The following is a 20015-nucleotide window of genomic DNA, read 5'->3' as shown; positions in this document are numbered from 1 at the left end:
GCCCACCCGCGATCGTGTCAGCCGGTCCCGGTCCCTGGATGGGCGGTGCCCGCGCGTTGGGGAGCCGGTTGTCCGGGGTCGGTCCCGCGGTGACCTACGGCATCCCGACGGTCGGCAAGTGGCAACAGCGCCACGCCGATGATGATCAGAGTGAGGGATCCGATTTTGATCCAGTTTGCGGTTTCCGTACCTATGACAATGCCGATGACGGCGACCGACGCGGTGCCAAGTGCGCCGAAAGCCGCATAGGAAATACTCGGGCCCAACCCGGTGAGCGCGATCGCGAACAGGTAGGTGGTCAGGAGAAATCCGACCACGGCAAGCATCGAGGGCATCAGGTTGCGGAATCCGTGGGACGCGGCCAGCGCATAGGTGGCTGCCACGTCACAGGCTATCGCGGCCAACAGAGCCAGCCAGGTCATCGGCGTCCTCCGGGTATGGTCGGGCTTTTTCTTGTGGCGGGCGCCGCGGCGGCGGGCGGGGGCGCCACGGGTCGCGCTGGAGTGGGTGGTGCCACCGCAGGTGATGTCCGTGATGGTCATGACTGCTCCTGGGTCACGCGAGGTGATCGAGCATTCGGGCCGGCGGAATCCCATACACGCAGAACCTCGGGTACCCGCAGAACTACGGGTACCCGCAATCCCGGGTATCGGGAATCCGGCGTCCTGCGGATCGGATCCGGCTGGAACAGGCACCGACGCTACTACGCACAGCATGCAAACATGTGCTCTACGTGTCTTCACATCTCATGCGCCGCCGCCGTGGCCGGATTGAGGTAAGTAGCCAGGCGTTGCGGATAGTGGGCAAATAGTGGTCAACGAAGGCCCGGTTATCGCGCTGAGTAGTTAATTAGTTGTGGAGTTGTTCTGTCTGCGATGAGGACGACCGTGTCCAGACCGCGACACGCCCAGGTCGCCAACAGCACCAGCGCAACCGCCGTTCGCAGCGGAGAGGTCGCCGACCTGGGGAAACAGGAAATAGACGCAGATGGAACGCCCGGTTGACACCGGCGGAGTCAGGGCGGGTACGGTCCATGTCGTCCACTCGTGAGGCGGCTGCGTCAGCGCCTTCCCTGTCGGCAGACCGGCCGGTGGTCGTCGGGCGCAGGTGCGTCCGACGACCACCCGGTACCAGGCCCGGTCGGCGGTGGGGTCGGACAGGAAGTTCGTCACCGCCGGCGAAGGGGGAGCTGGAAGGCAGCCCGAAGGGTCCCGGTCGTCCCCTAGACAACGATCCCCTGCCCGCATCCGGCGCGCCGGGGATCGGTCCGAAGGACGGTCCGGGGCTCTTCGAAGTCCCTGCTGCCGAAGTCCTTACTGTCGGCGCCCGGGTTGTCGGCTTGCGATCATCCGGGTGGGGCCATCCCGGTTCCGGGTGAGGTCATCCCGTCCGGGCCAACAGATCGTGGACGACCGTGCCGCGCACGACCGTGCGCAGACATGTCGGGTCCGGGCCGTCAAGGTCGGGGAGCCCCGTTATGCCCGCTCGTGGATCGGTCGACCATGCCGTGACCCGGTCGTCGGGCACCTGGACGACCAGCTCCCCCGCTACCTGCCACACGGCGAACGTCGCCGGCGCGCCGGGCGTGAGAACCCCGCTGCCGTCACCGTCCGCGCGGGCCGCTCGCCAGCCGCCTCTCGTCGCGGCCGAGAAGGCCGCCCGGGCGCTGAGCGCGGAGGCCGGCGTGTGGTGTGCGACCGCGGCGCGCACACCACCCCACGGGTCCAGCGGGGTCACCGGAGCATCCGAGGACAGCGCCAGGACGACCCCGGCGGCGGCCATCGCCGCCAACGGGTTCATCGCCCGGGCGCGGTCGGCTCCCAGCCGCCGTGTGTACATCCCGTCCGGACCCCCCCAACAGGCGTCGAACGCGGGCTGCACGCCGGCTACCAGGCCGAGGCGGGCCATCCGGGCGATCTGGGTGACGTCGGCCATCTCGCAGTGTTCGACGCGGTGGCGTGCGGCCAGGACCAGGGACAACCCGACCTTGTCGGCCGCTCGTTCACAACCGTCCAGGACGATGTCGAGGGCCGCGTCGCCGATGGCGTGGAAGCCGGCCTGCAGACCCGCCTCACTGGCCCGGACCACCACCTCGTACACCGCGTCCGCATCCAGCTGCGCCACGCCGTGGTCGCCGGGTGCGTCGGTGTATGCGACCCGCAACGCCGCGGTGTGTGATCCCAGCGAGCCGTCGACGAACAGGTCGCCGCCGAGCCCGACCCCGAGCGCCACCGCGGTTTCGACGTCCCCGGCCCAGTATCCGTAGATGGCGGGGCCCGCCTCGGCGGACGCGAGCGCGAGCAGGTCGCTCAGGTCGTCGGCGCTGGAGACCTCCGGCCCCGCCATCTCGTGCAACGCCGCGATGCCCAGCGCGGCGGCGTGGGCGCGCACGCGCCGCTGGGCGGCCCGCCGCTGCCGGGCGGACACGCTGTCGTACGCGGCGCTGCGGGCAACGTGGTGGGCTTCGCCCTGGCAGTGGCCATCGCCGAGCCATCCCGACATGCCGGCGGCGCCACAGCGGTCCGCCAGCGCTGAGGACACGACGGCGCGGTGACCATCGATGCGGGCGAGGTAGACCGACACTCCTGCGGCCGCCCGGTCGAGCTCGGCGGCGCTGGGCGGGCGGTCTTCCGGCCAGGCCGTGTCATCCCAGCCGGTGCCGAGCACCGTGGTCGCGGGATGCCGCCTGACGTGGTCGGCGAGTTGGTCCAGCGCGGCCGCCAGGGATCGCGCTGAGCTCAGGTCGAGACCGTCGAGCGCGAGTCCGGTCGCGGTCATGTGCACGTGGGCGTCCACGAATGCGGGGGTGACCAGGGCATCGTCGAGCTCCACGATCTCCTCGACGGTCTCGTCGAGGGTCATCGCCTCGGCGGCCGCGGCCGAGCCGACCCAGGCAACCACGTCGTGGTCGACCAGCATCGCGGTCGCGAACGGCGCGGCCGGGCTGTGCACCCGGCCACCGCGATAGAGGACGCGGTTACCGGCCGGTCGCGGCCCCCCGACTGCACCTGGGTTCGACGACATGTCGGTCACGGATGCCAGTCTGCCCGCTGTGAACCCGTTGTGGTCGCCTGCGACCTGTGAGGCCGTGGGTCGGGGGCCGTCGGGGGCCACTCTCGCGGCCTTTGGCCGGGTGTTACAGCGCGGGTGGCCGGGCCTCGTACGGGGTGGACAGGACGACCATGGTGCGGGTGGAGACGTTCGCCGCGGCGCGGATCTCCTGCAGCAGGCCCTCAAGGTTGCCCGGACCAGCGACCCGGACCTTGAGCAGATAGCTCTCCTCGCCGGCCACGCTGTGGCATGCCTCGATCGCGTCCAGGCGGCGCAGGCGGTCGGGCGCGTCGTCCGGCTGGCTCGGGTCGATCGGTTTGATGGAGATGAATGCGGTGAGCGGGAGCCCGACCTGGGAGGTGTCGATCAGGGCCGCGTAAGAGGTGATCACGCCCCGTTGCTCAAGCCGTCGCACCCGCTGGTGAACCGCGGACACGGACAGACCGGTGGCCCGGCCCAGATCGGTGTAGCTCATCCGACCGTCCCGGCACAGCAGACGGACGATCTCGCGGTCAAGGTCTTCCAACACGATCAGGAGCGTACGCAGCTCGCCGATGATCGACGCGCCACGCCCTCGTCCTCCCCCGATCCGTGGCCGGCCGTTGGACGTCGCGGGGTCCGTGGAACGAACCTCGTGCGATGTCCAACGGTAGGTAGTACGTGACCATCGGTGTTGCCTGGTTGGATGCAACTACCTGGGCACGAGGCGGCTTCGGCCCTGGACACCGACGTCCCTTACTGTGGCCCACCGGTGTTCATTACGGAAGAGGTGAGGCGTGGGGCTGGCCGAGCGGCTCGCGGGCAAGCGTGTCCTCGTCACGGGAGCGACCGGTTTCGTGGGCGAGGCACTGCTGGAACGGCTGCTTTCCGATCTGCCCGACACCCGGGTGGTCGTCCTCATCCGTCCCCGCGCAGGCAGAAGTGGGCAGGCCCGCCTGCGGAGTCTCGTGGCCAAGCCGGCCTTTGCCGCATGGCGCGAGCGCCTGGGTGCCGACGGTGTCGAGCAGGTGCTACGCGACCGGATCACGGTCCTTGAAGGCGATCTCGAACGGATCCCGGCCATTCCGGCGGATGTCGACGTCGTCGTCCACTGTGCCGGCGAGGTGTCGTTCGACCCGCCGATCGACACGGGTTTCGCCATGAACCTCGGGGGCGTCCAGGAGCTGCTGCGGGCCATTGGAGACAGCGGTGCCAGACCTCATCTGGTGCACATCTCCACGGCATACGTGGCCGGGCTGCGATCGGGGCATGTGGCTGAGGGCCGCCTCGTGCACAACGTCGACTGGCGGGCCGAGCAGGCCGCCGCGCAGCGAGCCCGGCTCGCGGCCGAGGACGCCTCGCGGACCCCGGCGGAGCTGCGCCGGTTCCGGGCCGAGGCCGAGGCTGAACACATCCGGGCCGGCGCGCAGACGGTCTCCCGGGAAGCCGAACGCCGCCGCCGCAGGTGGGTGGAGCGCCGGCTCGTCGACGCGGGCGGCGAGCGGGCCCGGGTTCTGGGCTGGACGGACTGCTACACGTTCACCAAGGCCCTCGCCGAGCGTTATCTGGAAGCCGAACGTGCCGGTCTGCCGCTGACCATCATGCGTCCGTCCATCATCGAGAGCGCGTTGGCCCGCCCGTTCCCGGGCTGGATCGAGGGCTTCAAGATGGCCGAGCCGCTGATCCTCGCCTACGGCCGTGGGGAGCTGCCGGATTTCCCCGCCTCTCCGGACGGGATCATCGACATCATCCCCGTCGATCTGGTCGTCAATGCGATCTTGGCTGCGACCGCGGCGACGCCGCCGGCATCGACCCCGGCTTATTACACCGTGTGTTCGGGTTTCCGTAATCCGCTGTTGTTTCGTGACCTTTATGAGAATGTCCGCGAATACTTCGGGCGCCACCCGTTGACCAAGCCCGGTCGTGGCGCCATCGCCGCCGCCGACTGGCGTTTCGCCGGGGCTGCCACGGTCGAGAGCCAACTGCGGCGCGGCGAGCGTTTCGCGGAGATCGCGGGAAAGGCGCTCGGGTACGCTCCGCGCTCGGACCGGGTCCGTCAGGCCGCCCGGGACCTGGAGCAGCTCGATGAGCGGCTGGCGTTCCTGCGGCGCTACCAGGACCTCTACCGTTCCTATACCAAGGCGGAGCTGGTCTACGTCGACGACGCGACCCGCGCGCTGGCCCAGAGCCTCGACCCGGGCGACGCCGAACAGTTCGGCTTCGATCCGGCCTGCTACGACTGGCGCACCTACCTACAAGAGATCCACTTTCCGAGCGTCACCTCGACTTTCCGCGGTCCGGAAAAGCCCGCGGCCGCGGCCCGGCGGGCGTCGCACGCCCTTGTCGGCGGCCCGGACACGCTCGCGGTGTTCGATCTGGACGGGACGCTGGTGTCCTCGACCGTGGTCGAGTCGTATCTGTGGCTGCGCCTGACCGACCAGAGCCTCGCGGCGCGCGGACGCGAACTCGCCCAGCTCGCCCGCGCGCTGCCCGGATATGTGCGGGCTGAGCGGCGCGACCGGGGACATCTCATCCGGGCGGTGTACACGCGCTATGCCGGCGCAGACCCCGACGAGCTCGCCCGCCTCGTCGACGAGGTCGCCGGTGACATCCTGCTGCGTCGGGTGAAGGCGGGAGCGATCCGCCGGATCCGCGAGCACCGGGACGCCGGGCACCGGACCGTCCTGCTGACCGGCGCGGTCGAGGTCCTCACCCGTCCGCTGGCACCGCTGTTCGACGAGGTCGTCGCCACCCGGCTCGCAGTCGGGACGGACGGGCGCGCCACCGGCCGTCTGGTCTCGGCACCGCTGGTCGGTGACTCCCGGGCCGCCTGGCTGGACCACTATGCCAAGCGAGTGGGAGCGGATCTGTCGGCATCCTGGGCATATGCGGACAGCCAGTCGGACCTGCCGATGTTGCGTGCCGTCGGCAACCCGGTCGCGGTCAATCCGGACCTGCCGCTGTACCGGGTGGCCCGCCGATCCGGCTGGCCGATCGAGGAGTGGGCCTCGACCCGTGGCGAACCACGTGCAGTGGTCGGCAGCCGGCGTGAGCGCAACGCTCATGCCGGCGCAGCTCATGCCGGCGTCGGCGGCTCGTCCGCGGGCGGCCCGGTTCGCGTCCGCACATCACGGCTGGGAGCCGACCGGTGAGCCGCGCGTTGGAGCTGTACCGTTCCATGCCCCGCTACCTGGCCACCCGGGCGGTGTCGGGTCGGCTGCCCGCCCTGGCCGGCGCCGCGGCGACGACGACGGCGCCGCTGCGGTTGACCGACGGGCCCGTCCCGGCCCTGCCGGGCGAGGGATGGGTCACGATCCGTCCACGGCTGTCGGGGATCTGCGGTTCGGACCTCGCCACCGTCACCGGCCAGTCGTCGTTCTACTTCACGTCCCTGGTGTCCATGCCCTTCGTCCCCGGGCATGAGATCGTGGCCGACACCCAGACGGATGTGACCCTTGAGGACGGCACCGAGTTGCCGGCTGGCAGCAGGGTGGTACTCGACCCGGTCCTGGGCTGCGCGGCCCGGGGCGTCGCGGCCTGTGCCGGCTGCGCCGCCGGACACACCAGCCGCTGCGATCGGGTCACCTCCGGTCACCTGTCCCCCGGGCTGCAGACCGGCTCCTGCGCGCAGACCGGCGGCGGGTGGAGCCGGGCGCTGGTCGCCCACCGTTCGCAGCTGTACCCGGTGCCGGCGGACCTGCCCGACGAGCGGGCGGTACTGGTCGAGCCGCTTGCGTGCGCCGTGCACACCGCGCTGCGGGCCCGGGTCGCCGACGGCGATCGGGTTCTGATCATCGGCGCCGGTTCGGTGGGGTTGTTGACCTTGCTGGCGCTGCGCGCCTACACCAGGGCCGGCCTGGTCACGGTCGTGGCCAAGCACCGTCATCAGGTGGAGCTGGCGCGGCGGTTCGGAGCGGATGAGATTCTGCCCCCTGCGTCCGCGGTCGGCGGCGTGCGTCGCGGTACCCGTGCGCTCAAACTGGAGCCGGACGTCGGGCCGCCGTATCTGCTCGGCGGTGTGGACGTCGCGATCGACTGCGCCGGCAGCGCTTCGTCGCTGTCGACGGCGCTGCGCGTCACCCGTGCCGGTGGGCGGGTGGTCCTGTCGGGGGTTCCCACCGGTTCGGTCGATCTGACCCCGCTGTGGTTCCGGGAACTGGAGCTGGTGGGTACCTACGCCTCCAGCGTCGGTCGACCCCGGCCCGCGGACGGACCCGCGGACGGACCCGCGGACGGACCCGCGCAGCGGCCGGAGGACCCGGCGTCGGATCGTCCGGACTTCGTCCGGGCACTGGAGCTCGCGGCAACTGCCCCGCTGGACGGGGTTGTGTCGGCGACCTACCCGTTGGACCGTTGGCGGGACGCGTTGGACCACGCGCTCGGCGCAGGGCGTCTCGGCGCGGTCAAGGTCGCCTTCGACCTGACGGCGGCGTGATGGGGCAAGGGTGAGATCTGTTCACTGGGACGTTCACTACGACGTTCACTGGATGGCGGCTGGCGACGGCAGTGTCGCCCGGCCGCAACCGCGTGTTAGGGGATCGCACAGGTGAGACCGGGGTTCGTGCTCGAGGTCGATGAGCGGACTCCTCCGCTTCTCGTACACCAGGGTGAGGGGTTCGGGCTGGAACGCTTCCCGCTCGGCACCCGGGTGCTCTACCCGCCGGAGTCGCTGCCGGAGCTGGCCGACGTGGACGCGGCGATCAGCCGGGCGTTGGCCGAGCCCGAGAACAGCGAGCCGCTGCGGGCGTTGCTTCGGCCGGGGATGCGTCTGACGATCGCCTTCGACGACCTGTCGCTCCCGCTGCCGCCGATGCGCCGGCCCGACATCCGCCAGCGGGTGATCGAGCAGGTGCTGACGATCGCGGCGCAGGTCGGTGTGGACGACGTGGTACTCATCGTGGCGAACGCACTGCATCGCCGGATGACCGCCGCCGAGATCGAACGGGCCGTCGGGGAGCGGGTGTTCCGCTCGTTCTGGCCGAACAACCTCTACAACCACGACGCCGAGGACAGGGACAACCTGACCCACATCGGCCTGACCGAGAACGGCGAGGACGTCGAGATCAACCGGCGGGCCGCCGAGTCCGACCTGCTGGTCTACGTCAACATCAACATGGTGGCGATGGACGGTGGCCACAAGTCGGTGCCGATCGGGCTCGCGTCCTACAACAGCCTGCGTCACCATCACAACAGTCATACAATGGTGCACTCGCGTTCGTTCATGGACCACACCCGCTCCGCCATGCATTCCTCGGCATGGCGGATGGGTCGGATGCTGGCCGACCACCTGAAGATCTTCACGGTGGAGACGACCGTGAACAACGCGTCGTTCCCGTCCCGTTACGGCTTTCTGATGAAGCGGGAATGGGAATGGTCCGTGCGCGACCAGGCGATGGCGTTCGGAATGTCGCGGGGGCTCGCGGCCATGCCGGTGCGCTCCCGCCGCAAGCTCTTCCACGATCTCGTGGCCGACTACGGGGTGACCGGCGTGCACGCCGGCGAGACCGAGGCCGTGCATGCCAAGACGATCGCGAATGTGCACCGCCAGCAGCTCGTCGAGGTCAACGGGCAGAGCGACGTGCTGGTCGTGGGCCTGCCCTATCTGGGGCCGTACAACGTGAACTCGGTGATGAACCCGATCCTCGCGATGTGCCTCGGGCTCGGTTATTTCTTCAACATGTACCGGGGACAACCGCTGGTCCGGCGCGGCGGAGCGATGATTCTCTACCATCCGGTGACGCCGGAGTTCTCCCAGCTGCACCATCCGTCGTATGTGGACTTCTTCGAGGAGGTTCTCGCCGAGTCCACCGACCCGGCGACCATTGAGGCCACCTTCGAGAAACAGTACGCGACCGACCCCTGGTATACCCACCTGTACCGCACATCGCACGCTTACCACGGCGTGCATCCGTTCTACATGTGGTACTGGGGTGCGCACGCCATGGACCACCTGGAGGATGTCGTGTGGGTCGGCGGTGACCGGGCCGCCTGCGCGCGGATGGGTTTCCGGGCCGCCTCCACCTTGGCGGACGCCTTGGAGATGGTGTCGGGCACGGTGGGCCGCGATCCATCCATGACGTATCTGCACTCTCCACCGCACGTCATCGCGGACGTGCGGTGATGGCGTCCCGCCCGGCCCGCCCAGTCGGGGTCGGTCTGCGCGAGGTGGCCCGTGGCTGGCGCTGGGGTGCCCGGCCGCCGGTACCGCGCTCCGCCGAGCCGCACCAGCTGCCGGCGGTGGCCAGGGAGTTCCCGACGGCGTGGGCGCGCACGCCAGCGATGCGGGCGGCCCGCATCGTGGCCCTCGAGGCCGGGATGAGACCACTCCTGGACGCGAATCTATCGCTGTCGGTGACAGGACTGGACGCCCTGGACGAGCTGCGGACCCCCGCGGTCTTCGTCTCGAACCACTCAAGCCATCTGGACGCTCCGCTGCTGTTGTGCACACTGCCGAGGAAGCTGCGGGACCACACGGCCGTGGCCGCGGCCGCCGACTACTTCTTCGGCAGTTGGTGGCGGGGCCTGGGTACGGCTTTCCTGTTCGCGACCGTGCCGATCGAGCGCCGCGGGGGTGCCGCCTCGACAGCGCCCGCGGACCTGCTCGCGGACGGCTGGAATCTGGTGATCTTTCCGGAGGGGACGAGGTCGAAGGACGGCCAGCTCGCCCGCTTCCGGTTCGGTGCGGCCCATCTGGCGATCACCTGTGGGGTTCCGGTGGTACCGGTCGCGATTCGCGGCAGCTTCGCCGCGATGCCGCGTGGCCGTGGCTGGACCCGCCCGGGCAGGCCGGGGATATCGGTCCGCTTCGGTCGGCCGATGTACCCGACAACCGATCCGGCAACCGAGGACCTCCGCACCTTCACCGGCAGGATCTTCGCCGAGGTCTCCCGGCTGCTGGCCGAGGACACGACCTCGTGGTGGGAATCGCTGCATGCGGCGCCCGCCGGCGCTCCGCCTCCCCGGTCCGCGCGCACAGCCCACTGGCGCCGGGTCTGGGCGTCGACAGAACCGGTCGGACACAGCCGGACGATCTCTCCCTGGGACCGGCCCGGCCTGCCATCCCAGCACTCCGGCGGATCGTGAGAAGAATCACAGTGGCCTCACATTGTGGATAACCCTGTAGACAGTGCGGTGCGTATCTCCCGATAGCCTGGGGATCTCCTGTGGGGAGAGACGCACCCGCCTGTGGCAGGCGATGTCAAGAGTTGATTCCAGATCCCTCAGGCCCGTCACTGGGTTCATGGACCTGCGCAATCGGCCCCGCCGCTCCAGCCAGAAGCAGCACTCGAGCCACCAACAGCACCCCTCGAACCCGGGCGTCGACGCCTTCCGGGCGAACCGGCCTACCGGTCTGCCCCCGAGCGTCGCCCGGGTGGCTGACCGCACCCGCCTGTCGGCCGAACTACTCGCGGCCATCCTCGAGGTGGCGGACCGTACCCGGGTGTCCCTGGACGACATCGAGCTCGCGGACGCGCTCGCTGACCGGCTGCTCGCCCGCCGCCGCGACCGGCTGCGCCTCGCGGCCTCGGCCTGAGCCACCGTGTGCACCAGGCACAGGTCCGCTTCCCCGGATGGGACGTGGAGCATGCGTGCCGCTCAGTCAGACAACCGCGCCGCCCAAAACCGAGCGACCCTGGCACGCAGTTACGCCACGTGGCGCCTGACCTGGCTGTCACCAGCAAGGCGCGCGTGAGCCCGTCGTCTGTCGCACACTTTCTCTACGGTGTTTTCTAGTGATGATCATGAACAGGTGAGGGTCTGCTCCGGGGTGTCCAGCCAGAACGCCTGACCGCTCCTGGCGACTGTCAGACCGAAACGTTCACGGGTGGGCTGCCCAGTGGCCATCCACCAGTCATAGGCCGCTTCCAGCTCATCCCACAGATGCCGAGGCCCATATTGCGTCACCTCATGGTTTCCTGTGCCTGCCGTCAGCGAAGCCCACGACTGTGACGGGGTGTGGGAAAGAAGAAGCGTCTTCGCGGGACCACCTTCCTCGATTTTTCCCGTGGTGCAGCCAGGAAGCCACAGTCCCACCACAAACCCGGCGGTACTGTCCCGAAACGGCGCATCCAGATAGCGGCCAGACGTTCTCACGTTCGCGTCGTCTTCGCCGATCCACCACAGGTGCGGGTCGGGTCTCTGGTTACGCAGCCGCATGAAACCAGCCGTGTCATAGAACCTGCCCCAGGCCGTTCCGTCACTCTCGACCTGTAGCACCGCCAACGCACCATCAAAGATGCCTGCGAACGGCAACACGATCCGCCCGCGCGCCCGGGTCTGCTCCACCCAGGCGTGCGGCACGACAGACACCGATGCCGTAGCTATCAGCCGGTCATACGGTGCACGCTCTACCCAGCCTTCCGTACCATCACCCGTGATCACGGTGACTGCATGGCCCGCCCTAGCGAGCGCTGAGCGTGCACGCTCAGCAATCACCGGGTCCACCTCCACGCTCGTCACCGCACCAGCATGAGCCCGTGCCGCGAGCAACGCCGCGTTGTAACCCGTGCCCGTACCAATCTCCAGCACGCTCATCCCCGGACCTACATCGAGAAGATCCAGCATCCGATCGACAACCCACGGTGCACTGCACGAACTGGTCGGGACGATCCCTTTTCCGTCGAACCTGTCCGACCCGTCATCAACCTGGATCGTGACCGCCTGATCGCTTCGGCATACCTCCAACCACCGGAGCGGGTCCTCCGTCCGGCGCAGCGGGACCAGGAAGAACCCGTCATCCCCGGTGACCCACACCTCATCCGGGATGAAGTCCTCCCGTTTCACCGGCCGGCCGCTCATGCTTTTCCACTGCCCTGACACATCCCGCAGGTCTTCGTCTCCGTCTTCCCATCGTTTGTGACCACCACGGCCTGTGGCTGGCTCAGTGCCACGCCGCACGGGCGAGCGCCATCCCGATGACGGCGGCGCCGACGGCAGCCAGCACGCTGACCACGGCGTTCGCCACGGCGAGCAGCCGGGCACCGTCCTGCGCGAGCCGCAACGTCTCGTAGGAGAACGTCGAGTAGGTGCTCAACGCCCCGCACAGCCCGGTACCGACCAGCAGCGCCACCCGGGATGACGCCGCCCCCGCGCTCACCGCCCCGGTGACCACACCGAGGACACCACTGGCGATCACGTTCACGGTGAACGTCCCCCACGGGAACACCGTGCCGTGGCGGGTCTGAACCGCCCGGTCGGTCAGGTAGCGCACCGGCGCGCCGACCATCGCACCCAGGATCACCAGCAGCCAGCTCACCGGCCCGCCTTGCGGCCTACATAGCGGATGACACTGCGGATGACACTGCGGATGACCTCGACCGAGGCCCAGACCGCGCCGAGCGCGCTCACCATGGTCAGCGCGAGATATGCCAACGCCGTACCAGCGTGTCCGCCGTTCACGAGCCGTTCGGCGTCGACCGCATAGGTGGAGAACGTCGTGAACCCGCCCAGGACGCCGGTGCCGACGAACGGCCGTACCAGCGGATGCGCCGTACGTACCTCGGTGATCACTACCATCAGCACGCCGATCAACGCGCAGCCGGCGGTGTTCACCGCCAGCATGGCCCACGGGAACGCGCCGGGCGGGGTGGGCCAGCGCAGCATCACGCCGTAACGGGTGCACGCCCCCAGCGCACCACCGACAGCGATCACCGCTAGCAGCGGCGCAGGGGCCGCGGGCCGGCGCTGCGCGGGGATGTGCAGATCGACATCGGGATCGGTCGGCTCGCCGACCATGCGCACCCTCCCTACCTGCGCGACAACGGCAGTAGCCAGCATGACTGACTACCTGGCGCGGTCAGGTCGGCCGGGGGGCGTAGGCGTAGTGCGTCCTACCGTGCGGGGTGACGCAGTGTGGGTCGGGTTGTCCGGGTGCGCGCTGGGTGTCGGTGGCCAGGTGGTCGACCTGGAGGGTGGTGTGGTCGATGTGATGATCATCGCGCAGCCAGGTGTCCAGGTCGCGGCGGACGGCGTGGCAGTCGGCGTCGGGGTGCACCAGGACGTGCGCGGACAGCGCGGGTTCGCTGGAGGTGATCTGCCAGATGTGGAGGTCGTGGACTTCGCTGACACCGGGCCGGCGGGCCATCGCGGCACCGATGCCGTCCGGGTCGAGCCCGTCCGGTGCGGCCTCGAGGAAGATCCGTCCGGAGGCGCGCAGCAGGCCGACACCGGCTTTCATCATGAGGATGACGACGACGACCGAGGCGATGGAGTCGGCTCGGTTCCATCCGGTGATGATTATGATCACGCCCGCTATCACGGTCGCGACGAACGCATAGAGATCGGTGAGGATGTGCTGGAAGGTGCCTTCGACGTTCAGGCTTGCCCGGTTGGCTCGACTGATCGCCGCGGTTGCGGCAATGTTGACGGCCACCCCGACCAGCGCGGTGCTCAGGACGAGCCCACCGGCCACCGGGCCCGGTGACACCAGCCGTGCGACCGCCTCGTAACCGAGCCAGCCGGCGAGCAGGAGCAGCGTGAGACCGTTGGCTTGAGCGGAGAGAATCTCCACCCGACGCAGGCCGAACGTGTAGGGGCCGCCGGCGGGCCGGGCCGCTATCCGCAGCGCCGCCAGCGCCAGCACGATCGACGCCGCGTCGGTGAGCATATGGGCTGCATCCGACAGCAGTGCCAGCGAGTGCGCGAGCAGGCCGACGACAACCTCGCCGACGAGGTAGACGCCGATGAGACCAAGAGCGATCGTCAACCAGCGTCGGTCGGCGTCCACTGTCACGCCGTGCGTATGACCTGCATGGCCATCCGTCGCGTGGCCGTCCTTCTCGTGGCCAGCCACCCCATGACCATCTGCCCCATGAGCATGACTTGTTCCGGGGTCACCCACCGCCGACCTTCCCTTCCCTCATTCTCCTTTCCACCATATCGCTCGTCCTCTCGCTGACGTATCGCTTTTCGAACGGGCGCCCAGTCGGTCGTTAACGGAAACGACTGTCGGCACCGAAGTCGGTTTCGTTCCCGTGAATTCCGCTCGCGATCTATTCGATCTTCTTCGTATCGATTCTCTGGTGCTCGATTCTTTGCTGTCGAACGCAATTGTGCGCCGACCCTCGGCGCCACCGAGCCGGCCGGCGGGTAGAGCGCAGCGGATGTGGATAACGTCGCGTTTTCCACAGTGCGTGGTCAAGTCTGGTGCGCAGCGTGTGGGCGGGTCAGTCTGGCGTCATGGCTGAGAGGAGCCCATCATGGCGGTTATGGCGGTCGCGTACGAGGATCTTCCGATCCGTGCGGACGGGTTCACTGTCGATGATCTGGCGGAGTTGCCCGATGACGGGCGGCGGTACGAGCTGGTCGACGGGGTGTTGCTGGTGAGCCCCGCACCCCGCTGGGAACACCAGGTCGGATGCGATGAGCTGACCGCGTTGCTGCGTGCAGCGTGTCCGCCCGAGCTTTACGTGTTCGGCTCGAGCCCGGATGTGCGCAGGGGACAACGGACGAGTGTTCAGCCGGATGTGTGCGTGGTCGCCCGGGCGGATCTGGTCCGCGGGGAACGGTACCTGGCTGTGCCGCTGCTGGTCGTCGAGGTGCTCTCCCCCAGCAGCGTGGGCATCGACCGGCTGCTCAAACGCGACGTCTACGCCCGTCTCGGTGTCATCCACTACTGGATCGTCGACCCGGACAAGCCCTCGATCACCACACTGAGCCTCGCCGACAGCGACTATGTCGAGACCCTGACCGTGCACGGCGAGGCGACCATGATCGTTACCGACCCGTTCCCGCTGACCGTCAGCCCGTCCCAGCTCGTCCTGCCCTGACAACCGAATGTGAGATTCGACGAGGACGGCCAGCCGTACCTTTGTCGATACTGCGTATTCCTTGAGGACCGTTGCCCGTGGGTCAGCGGTCGGGAGTCGCCAAGATTTTGAAAAGCATGGTGTTGACGTCGGTCAGGGTCTGGACATCGACCCGTCGCAGGCACGCGGCCAGGTTCGCCTTGGCCACGAACGTGACCAGGCCCATCACAGCCCACCGCCCTTCGCCGAGGTCGATACAGAACCCCTCGTCGGTGGCGTGCTCCACGACCAGGGCGACGAGCACGGTCGGCTCGCCGGCGATCTCGTTGTAGACCGTGGAGCTGATGACCAGCACCGTCTGCGGTACCGAACCGGTGCCCACGGTCCAGATTTCACCGCGCCGCGGTGGCCTCACCCGACGGTGCCGTCGGCGAGATTGGGCAGCCCCGCCGCGGCGAGAGCCCGCTGGTTGGCCTCACCGAAGGTGAGAGCTGCGCCGGCCACCGCCGGGTTGGCCTCCATCCAGGCCCCGTGCGCGGCGCAGCGCCGACGCATGTCCTCGGCGTCCAGCACGCCCTCGACCCAGGTGTTCATCGAGGTGTGCTCGGCCTCGGCGTAACGCTTGACCGCCTTGTACGCCTCGTCCGACAACCGGAGTGTGATCGTGCGTGTCATGCGCAATATGCTAGCTGAACATGACAGCAGTTCCTGCAGGCACAGCAGTTCCTGTAGGCAGCGTGGGATGCGTTCTCGGAGACGGGTCGTAGACGGGGTGGGGCCGGAATACGAGCGAAACATGCCAGGCCTTGTTCCGCCGCTGGTAGAGGTCAGCGCGGGTCGCCTTGATAGGGATCGTTAGGATTCCGTCATCCTGGTCCCTGTGATCTTCAAGGTGTGTTGGCATCGATCGACCGCACCGCCTACCCGAGGTTCCGCGAGAGCGTCGCGGCGCGGGAGTTGGTCGAGTCGTTCACACCTACAGCGGACGAGGCTGGCTGGGCGCGAGGGAAGACGACCGCTGACCAGACCTTCGTCGCCGCGATGTGGGGCGACGGGTCGACCGCGGCCACCGACGGCTCGCAGATCGACACCTGGGAAGACAGCCTGCGGGCCGAGTCCCACGTCAGATACGGCGGGTTTGGGGCTCTGGCGTTCCGACTGGTGTCCGACAACTACATCGCGCTGTTCTCCCACTTCATCCCGTGCGGGGTGTGGGAGGCGGTGTACCTGCTGGACTCGCTGCTGTCCAACGTCTCCGACATCCCGCCCGACACCATCCACGCCGACGCCCAAGGGGCTCCGCTGCCGGTGTTCGGCCTCGCCGCGCTCCTCGGATTCGACCTCCTCCCCCGCATACGCAACTGGCACGACCTGAACTTCTACCGGCCGGACGCCAAGGTGCGGTACAAGCACATCGACTCCCTGTTCGACGACAGCGTCATCGACTGGGCCCTCATCGAACGCCACTGGACGGATCTACTGCGCACCGGGATCTCGATCCGGGAGGGCCGACTGTCCTCGGTGACGCTGCTGCGCCGCCTGGGCAACCACTCGAAACGCAACCGGATCTACAAGACGCTACGCGAATTGGGCAGGGTCGTCAGGACCGTGACGCTCCTTCGATACCTGTCCGAGCCCGGGCTGCGCGACCAGATCACCGCGATCACCAACCGTACGGAGGCGTTCCACGGCTTCGCTACGCATCTGATGATCGGCGGACGGCTGATCGGCCACAACGACCCGGACTACCAGGAGCGAGTCGTCACATTCAACGAGCTGATCGCCAACTGTGCGATCTACTCCACCGCGCTGGACATTACCGATGCCGCCAACGCCCTCGCCGCCGAGGGCCATCTCGTGGACCCCGACGACCTGGCCACCGTCAGCCCGCTGATCACGCGCACCATACGCCGCTTCGGCGACTGGCACTTGGACCTCACCCCGCCCAAGGACGTCGTCGCCACCCGGTTGGATCCGGCCCCCGGAGCGCTGTTTCCCACCGCGCCGGTGTGACGCCCCGGCGGCCTAGCCTGAACGCATGACTGATGCGGCGGGACGGGTCGAGCCGTCCGGGGTGTGGGCCACAGCCGTGGGCGTGGCCCGGGTGAGGGCAATGGAGACGGCACGCGAGCAGCCGCTGTTCCGGGACCCGCTGGCGCTGGCCTTCGCCACGGCCGGCGGGAGAGGCCCCGGGGCGCCGCCGCCCCCGCGCGCGGACGAGGCGGCGCGGCGCCGCTGGCTCGGCGTGGCCATCTCGATCGTCATCCGGACGAAGTTCCTGGACGACCTACTGGACCGGGCGGTCGCCTCCGGCGTCCGGCAGGTCGTGCTGCTCGGAGCCGGGATGGACAGCAGGGCCTTCCGGATGGACTGGCCTGCAGGGACCCGGCTGTTCGAGGTCGACACGGCCGAACCGTTGGGCTTCAAGGCTTCGGTGCTGCGTCAGGAGCGGGCCGTTCCGCGCTGCGAGCGGATCACCGTCCCGGTCGACCTGCGCGAGGACTGGCCCGGCGCCCTGGCCGCGGCCGGACACGATCCGGCGCAGCCGACGGTGTGGATCGCCGAGGGACTGCTGATCTATCTGCCCGAGGACGCGGTGCAGTCGCTGCTCGAACGGGTCGGCGCGCTGTCCGCTGCAGGCAGCAGGATGGGCCTGACACTGGGCTCGCGCGGCGCGGTCGAACGTTTCCGCGGGGACGCCGCGCCGGGATCGGCAGCGTCGATGTGGGTCTCAGAGATGCCGGAGGACCCGGTCGGCTGGCTGGACGGCCTGGGCTGGGAGGCGGAGACCTTCACCCTGCGTGAGCGCGCCGAGGCCTACGGGCGTCCGGTGCTCACCCCGTCGCAGCAGGACGAGGGCGCCGGCGGACTGGTCTCGGCGGTACGCGCGGCGCACTGAGCACGACGAAGGCCGGCCTCCGCGTGTGGCGGGTCTCCTACGACGCCAAAGGCGCGGTGATCTGTTCGTCGTGCTCGCGCAGCATGCGCATGACGGTCGCGGGTGAGGGGCGCTGGCCTTTCTTCTTGCCGATGATGATGAGCCGGGCCGCGATGTCGCGCAGACTCATTTCCTGATCCCGAAGGTGGAGGGCCATGGATAGCATGTGATCGTCGGTGACGCCCGCGCCGCCGATGGACTTGCCGCGCTTGCGGGCGGATTCGTGGCCTTCCAGGGTGCGGTCGCGGATGTACTCGCGTTCCATGCCGGACAGGGCTGCCAGCACGGTGAACACGACGCTCGAGGGGTCGTGCGAGCCCTGGAGCTCACCCGTGAGGAACTCCAGGCCGACGTCGCTCGCCTTGAGTTCCTCGGCCAGGGTCGCCAGTTCGATGCCGCGGCCGAGCCGCTTGTGCTCGTGGACGACGAGGGTGACGCGCACGCCGGAGGCACGCAGTTCGCCAGCGAGGGCGACGACCTTGTCCAGTTCAGGGCGCTGGGTGGCACGGGTGGAGATCTTCTCGGAGAAGATCCGGGTGACCCCGGCTTCGGCAAGGGAGTCGAGTTGGGAGTCGAGGGACTGCCGGGCGGTGGATGCGCGGGCGTACCCCAGGCGTACGTGCCCGGCGGGCTCGGTGCCGGCGCCCGCGGGGCGGGGCAGGCCGAGCCGGGCTTGCGCACGGCGGGGGCGGGGACGTTGAGGGCCTTGGCGAGTTGGGGCACGAGGCGGAAGCGGGCGGTGTGGTACTGGATGGCCACCTTGCCCTTGCCTGTGCGGCACGGCGAGCCCGCCGGGGCGGCGCAGGTGGACATCGGGCAGTCGTGCGATTCCACGCGCTTGAAGTCGTCACTCACGAGCCCTGACTGTTTCATGAGGGTGTTTCAGCCACCCAGCCGTTTGCAACAACTCATGAAACATGGAACGCGCAGCATCACCGGCGACCGTCGCCGTGTTTCACGAGCGAACACCTATGAAACAACCTCAGTGTCCGCGTTGCTGTCTCTTCGCGTCGGCGCACGTCCTCGCCACCCGCCTACGACACCGATTCGCGCCTGTGACCTACCTGGCCGCTGGCGTGTGGCACGTTTCGCTCGTATTCCGGCCCCACCCCTAGACCACGCTTGTCTGTTAAAGCGCCGAGATCCACTCCACCGGACGTCTGTGGATACGAGAAGGTTGTCCACAGGCGGTGGTCCGTTCTGGTGCGCAGCGTGTGGGCGGGTCAGTCTGGCGTCATGGCTGAGAGGAGCCCATCATGGCGGTTATGGCGGTCGCGTACGAGGATCTTCCGATCCGTGCGGACGGGTTCACTGTCGATGATCTGGCGGAGTTGCCCGATGACGGGCGGCGGTACGAGCTGGTCGACGGGGTGTTGCTGGTGAGCCCCGCACCCCGTTGGGAACACCAGCGTGCGTGCCTGGAACTTGCGGTTGCGCTTCGGAATGCCTGTCCCGACGATCGGGTGGTTTTCGCACCCACTCCGGATGTGCGCAGGGGGCAACCGACGAGTGTTCAGCCGGATGTGTGCGTGGTCGCCCGGGCGGATCTGGTCCGCGGGGAACGGTACCTGGCTGTGCCGCTGCTGGTCGTCGAGGTGCTCTCCCCCAGCAGTGTGGGCATCGACCGGCTGCTCAAACGCGACGTCTACGCCCGTCTCGGTGTCGGCCACTACTGGATCGTCGATGCCGACAAGCCCTCGATCACCACGCTGAGGCTCCGCGACGGCGAATACGCCGAAGTCGCGACCGAGTACGGCGAGGCGATCCTGACCATTACCGACCCGTTCCCGCTGACCGTCAGCCCGTCCCAGCTCGTCCTGCCCTGACGACCTGCGCGGGTGGTGGAACGGACCGCACTATACCCCTGGGGGTATCATCGACGATGTTGGATCATCCGTCGAGGGAGTTCACCGACATGCGATACGACCGGACTGTTCGAGTTCGTGCACAGTTTGACCAGACGGTCGGACGGGTGCGTGCAGCCCTGGCCGAACAGGGCTTCGGCGTGCTGACCGAGATCGACGTCCAGGGGACGCTCCGGACCACGTTGGGCCTGGAGATGGAGGAATACCTGATCCTGGGAGCCTGCAATCCGCCGCTGGCACACCAGGCTCTGACCGCCGACCGTACGATCGGCCTGCTGCTGCCGTGCAACGTGGTTGTACGCCGGGACGGGGCTGAGACTGTGGTGCAGGCGCTGGATCCGCAGACGATGGTGGCTCTGACCGGGCTCGAGGAGATCAAACCCGTGGCTGACGAGGCCGCCGCGCGCCTCGACGCCGTCCTCGGGTCCCTCGAAT

Annotated in this window: 20 protein-coding genes; 10 read left to right on the top strand and 10 right to left on the bottom strand. The window is 68.6% G+C overall.

The genetic code is table 11. The features are described from left to right. Window positions 1–17: 17 nt before the first annotated feature. The 3 genes from U9979_RS12480 to U9979_RS12470 form a co-directional block, all read right to left on the bottom strand. Window positions 18–542, bottom strand: coding sequence for a multidrug efflux SMR transporter (locus U9979_RS12480; RefSeq protein WP_322747794.1), 525 nt, complete (start codon window positions 540–542; stop codon window positions 18–20). Between the two features lie 838 nt (window positions 543–1380). Then, window positions 1381–3024, bottom strand: coding sequence for an amidohydrolase (locus U9979_RS12475; protein WP_322747804.1), 1644 nt, complete (start codon window positions 3022–3024; stop codon window positions 1381–1383). Between the two features lie 112 nt (window positions 3025–3136). Next, on the bottom strand, window positions 3137–3577 hold the full coding sequence (locus tag U9979_RS12470; RefSeq protein WP_322747803.1) for an Lrp/AsnC family transcriptional regulator: 441 nt from the start codon (window positions 3575–3577) through the stop codon (window positions 3137–3139). A 250-nt stretch (window positions 3578–3827) separates the two neighbouring features. On the opposite strand from U9979_RS12470, the gene U9979_RS12465 reads away from it, so the two are divergent. The 5 genes from U9979_RS12465 (at window position 3828) to U9979_RS12445 (ending at window position 10564) form a co-directional block, all read left to right on the top strand. Beyond that, window positions 3828–6182 (top strand): HAD-IB family hydrolase, encoded by a 2355-nt coding sequence (locus U9979_RS12465; protein ID WP_322779521.1) that lies wholly within the window; start codon window positions 3828–3830, stop codon window positions 6180–6182. Next, the gene (locus U9979_RS12460) at window positions 6179–7465 is read left to right on the top strand and encodes a zinc-dependent alcohol dehydrogenase (RefSeq protein ID WP_322779520.1); all 1287 of its coding nucleotides are present in this window, start codon (window positions 6179–6181) and stop codon (window positions 7463–7465) included. The genes U9979_RS12465 and U9979_RS12460 overlap by 4 nt, the downstream gene beginning before the upstream one ends. 126 nt (window positions 7466–7591) lie before the next feature. Beyond that, a complete protein-coding gene (locus tag U9979_RS12455; protein WP_416210168.1) occupies window positions 7592–9151 on the top strand; it encodes a lactate racemase domain-containing protein in 1560 nt (519 codons plus the stop codon). Further along, window positions 9151–10113, top strand: coding sequence for a lysophospholipid acyltransferase family protein (locus tag U9979_RS12450; RefSeq protein ID WP_322779519.1), 963 nt, complete (start codon window positions 9151–9153; stop codon window positions 10111–10113). Before U9979_RS12455 ends, U9979_RS12450 begins: the two co-directional genes overlap by 1 nt. A 157-nt stretch (window positions 10114–10270) precedes the next feature. Further along, on the top strand, window positions 10271–10564 hold the full coding sequence (locus U9979_RS12445) for a hypothetical protein (RefSeq protein WP_322747789.1): 294 nt from the start codon (window positions 10271–10273) through the stop codon (window positions 10562–10564). 206 nt (window positions 10565–10770) lie between these two features. Here U9979_RS12445 and U9979_RS12440 read toward each other — a convergent pair whose 3' ends face one another. From U9979_RS12440 to U9979_RS12425, 4 genes are all read right to left on the bottom strand, one after another. Beyond that, window positions 10771–11829: a methyltransferase domain-containing protein gene (locus U9979_RS12440; protein ID WP_322779518.1), complete on the bottom strand. Its 1059-nt coding sequence runs from the start codon at window positions 11827–11829 to the stop codon at window positions 10771–10773. A gap of 82 nt (window positions 11830–11911) precedes the next feature. Next, entirely contained in the window at window positions 11912–12286 is a 375-nt protein-coding gene (crcB, locus tag U9979_RS12435; protein WP_322779517.1) for a fluoride efflux transporter CrcB, read from the bottom strand. Continuing rightward, on the bottom strand, window positions 12283–12807 hold the full coding sequence (locus U9979_RS12430) for a CrcB family protein (RefSeq protein WP_322779516.1): 525 nt from the start codon (window positions 12805–12807) through the stop codon (window positions 12283–12285). Before U9979_RS12430 ends, crcB begins: the two co-directional genes overlap by 4 nt. Window positions 12808–12826: 19 nt before the next feature. Next, window positions 12827–13822 carry a cation diffusion facilitator family transporter gene (locus U9979_RS12425; protein WP_322747781.1) on the bottom strand — a complete coding sequence of 332 codons (996 nt, stop codon included), beginning with the start codon at window positions 13820–13822 and terminating at the stop codon, window positions 12827–12829. A 406-nt stretch (window positions 13823–14228) separates the two neighbouring features. Here U9979_RS12425 and U9979_RS12420 point away from each other — a divergent pair, with 406 nt between their 5' ends. Continuing rightward, window positions 14229–14798 (top strand): Uma2 family endonuclease, encoded by a 570-nt coding sequence (locus tag U9979_RS12420; RefSeq protein ID WP_322779515.1) that lies wholly within the window; start codon window positions 14229–14231, stop codon window positions 14796–14798. An 82-nt stretch (window positions 14799–14880) separates the two neighbouring features. Here U9979_RS12420 and U9979_RS12415 read toward each other — a convergent pair whose 3' ends face one another. Both U9979_RS12415 and U9979_RS12410 read right to left on the bottom strand, forming a co-directional pair. Then, the gene (locus U9979_RS12415) at window positions 14881–15192 is read right to left on the bottom strand and encodes a type II toxin-antitoxin system PemK/MazF family toxin (RefSeq protein ID WP_322747779.1); all 312 of its coding nucleotides are present in this window, start codon (window positions 15190–15192) and stop codon (window positions 14881–14883) included. Then, window positions 15189–15452, bottom strand: coding sequence for a toxin-antitoxin system HicB family antitoxin (locus tag U9979_RS12410; protein ID WP_322779514.1), 264 nt, complete (start codon window positions 15450–15452; stop codon window positions 15189–15191). Before U9979_RS12410 ends, U9979_RS12415 begins: the two co-directional genes overlap by 4 nt. 219 nt (window positions 15453–15671) lie before the next feature. On the opposite strand from U9979_RS12410, the gene U9979_RS12405 reads away from it, so the two are divergent. After that, window positions 15672–16790 carry a Tn3 family transposase gene (locus U9979_RS12405; protein ID WP_322779513.1) on the top strand — a complete coding sequence of 373 codons (1119 nt, stop codon included), beginning with the start codon at window positions 15672–15674 and terminating at the stop codon, window positions 16788–16790. Window positions 16791–16815: 25 nt separating this feature from the next. Beyond that, window positions 16816–17676, top strand: a complete 861-nt coding sequence (locus U9979_RS12400) for a class I SAM-dependent methyltransferase (RefSeq protein WP_322755567.1) — start codon at window positions 16816–16818, stop codon at window positions 17674–17676. A gap of 37 nt (window positions 17677–17713) precedes the next feature. Here the strand turns inward: U9979_RS12400 and U9979_RS12395 are convergent, their stop codons facing one another. Then, window positions 17714–18496: a recombinase family protein gene (locus tag U9979_RS12395; RefSeq protein WP_322779512.1), complete on the bottom strand. Its 783-nt coding sequence runs from the start codon at window positions 18494–18496 to the stop codon at window positions 17714–17716. Between the two features lie 475 nt (window positions 18497–18971). Between U9979_RS12395 and U9979_RS12390 the strand changes: the two genes are divergently transcribed. Continuing rightward, window positions 18972–19541, top strand: coding sequence for a Uma2 family endonuclease (locus tag U9979_RS12390; protein WP_322779511.1), 570 nt, complete (start codon window positions 18972–18974; stop codon window positions 19539–19541). 89 nt (window positions 19542–19630) lie between these two features. Further along, window positions 19631–20015, top strand: a 385-nt coding sequence (locus U9979_RS12385) for a DUF302 domain-containing protein (RefSeq protein ID WP_416220059.1), incomplete at its 3' end; no start/stop codon positions are given.

It is taken from the genome of Protofrankia sp. Cas4 (assembly GCF_963555915.1).
Taxonomy (GTDB): Bacteria; Actinomycetota; Actinomycetes; order Frankiales; family Frankiaceae; genus Protofrankia.
This window is presented reverse-complemented; position numbering and strand designations above follow the sequence as displayed.

Excerpts from the sequence above, each read along its gene's own strand:
- U9979_RS12480 (WP_322747794.1), bottom strand. The coding sequence starts at position 542 with ATGACCATCACGGACATCACCTGCGGTGGCACCACCCACTCCAGCGCG.
- U9979_RS12475 (WP_322747804.1), bottom strand. The coding sequence starts at position 3,024 with ATGTCGTCGAACCCAGGTGCAGTCGGGGGGCCGCGACCGGCCGGTAAC.
- U9979_RS12450 (WP_322779519.1), top strand. The coding sequence starts at position 9,151 with ATGGCGTCCCGCCCGGCCCGCCCAGTCGGGGTCGGTCTGCGCGAGGTG.
- U9979_RS12445 (WP_322747789.1), top strand. The coding sequence starts at position 10,271 with ATGGACCTGCGCAATCGGCCCCGCCGCTCCAGCCAGAAGCAGCACTCG.
- U9979_RS12440 (WP_322779518.1), bottom strand. The coding sequence starts at position 11,829 with ATGAGCGGCCGGCCGGTGAAACGGGAGGACTTCATCCCGGATGAGGTG.
- U9979_RS12430 (WP_322779516.1), bottom strand. The coding sequence starts at position 12,807 with ATGCTGGCTACTGCCGTTGTCGCGCAGGTAGGGAGGGTGCGCATGGTC.
- U9979_RS12420 (WP_322779515.1), top strand. The coding sequence starts at position 14,229 with ATGGCGGTTATGGCGGTCGCGTACGAGGATCTTCCGATCCGTGCGGAC.
- U9979_RS12410 (WP_322779514.1), bottom strand. The coding sequence starts at position 15,452 with ATGACACGCACGATCACACTCCGGTTGTCGGACGAGGCGTACAAGGCG.
- U9979_RS12400 (WP_322755567.1), top strand. The coding sequence starts at position 16,816 with ATGACTGATGCGGCGGGACGGGTCGAGCCGTCCGGGGTGTGGGCCACA.
- U9979_RS12390 (WP_322779511.1), top strand. The coding sequence starts at position 18,972 with ATGGCGGTTATGGCGGTCGCGTACGAGGATCTTCCGATCCGTGCGGAC.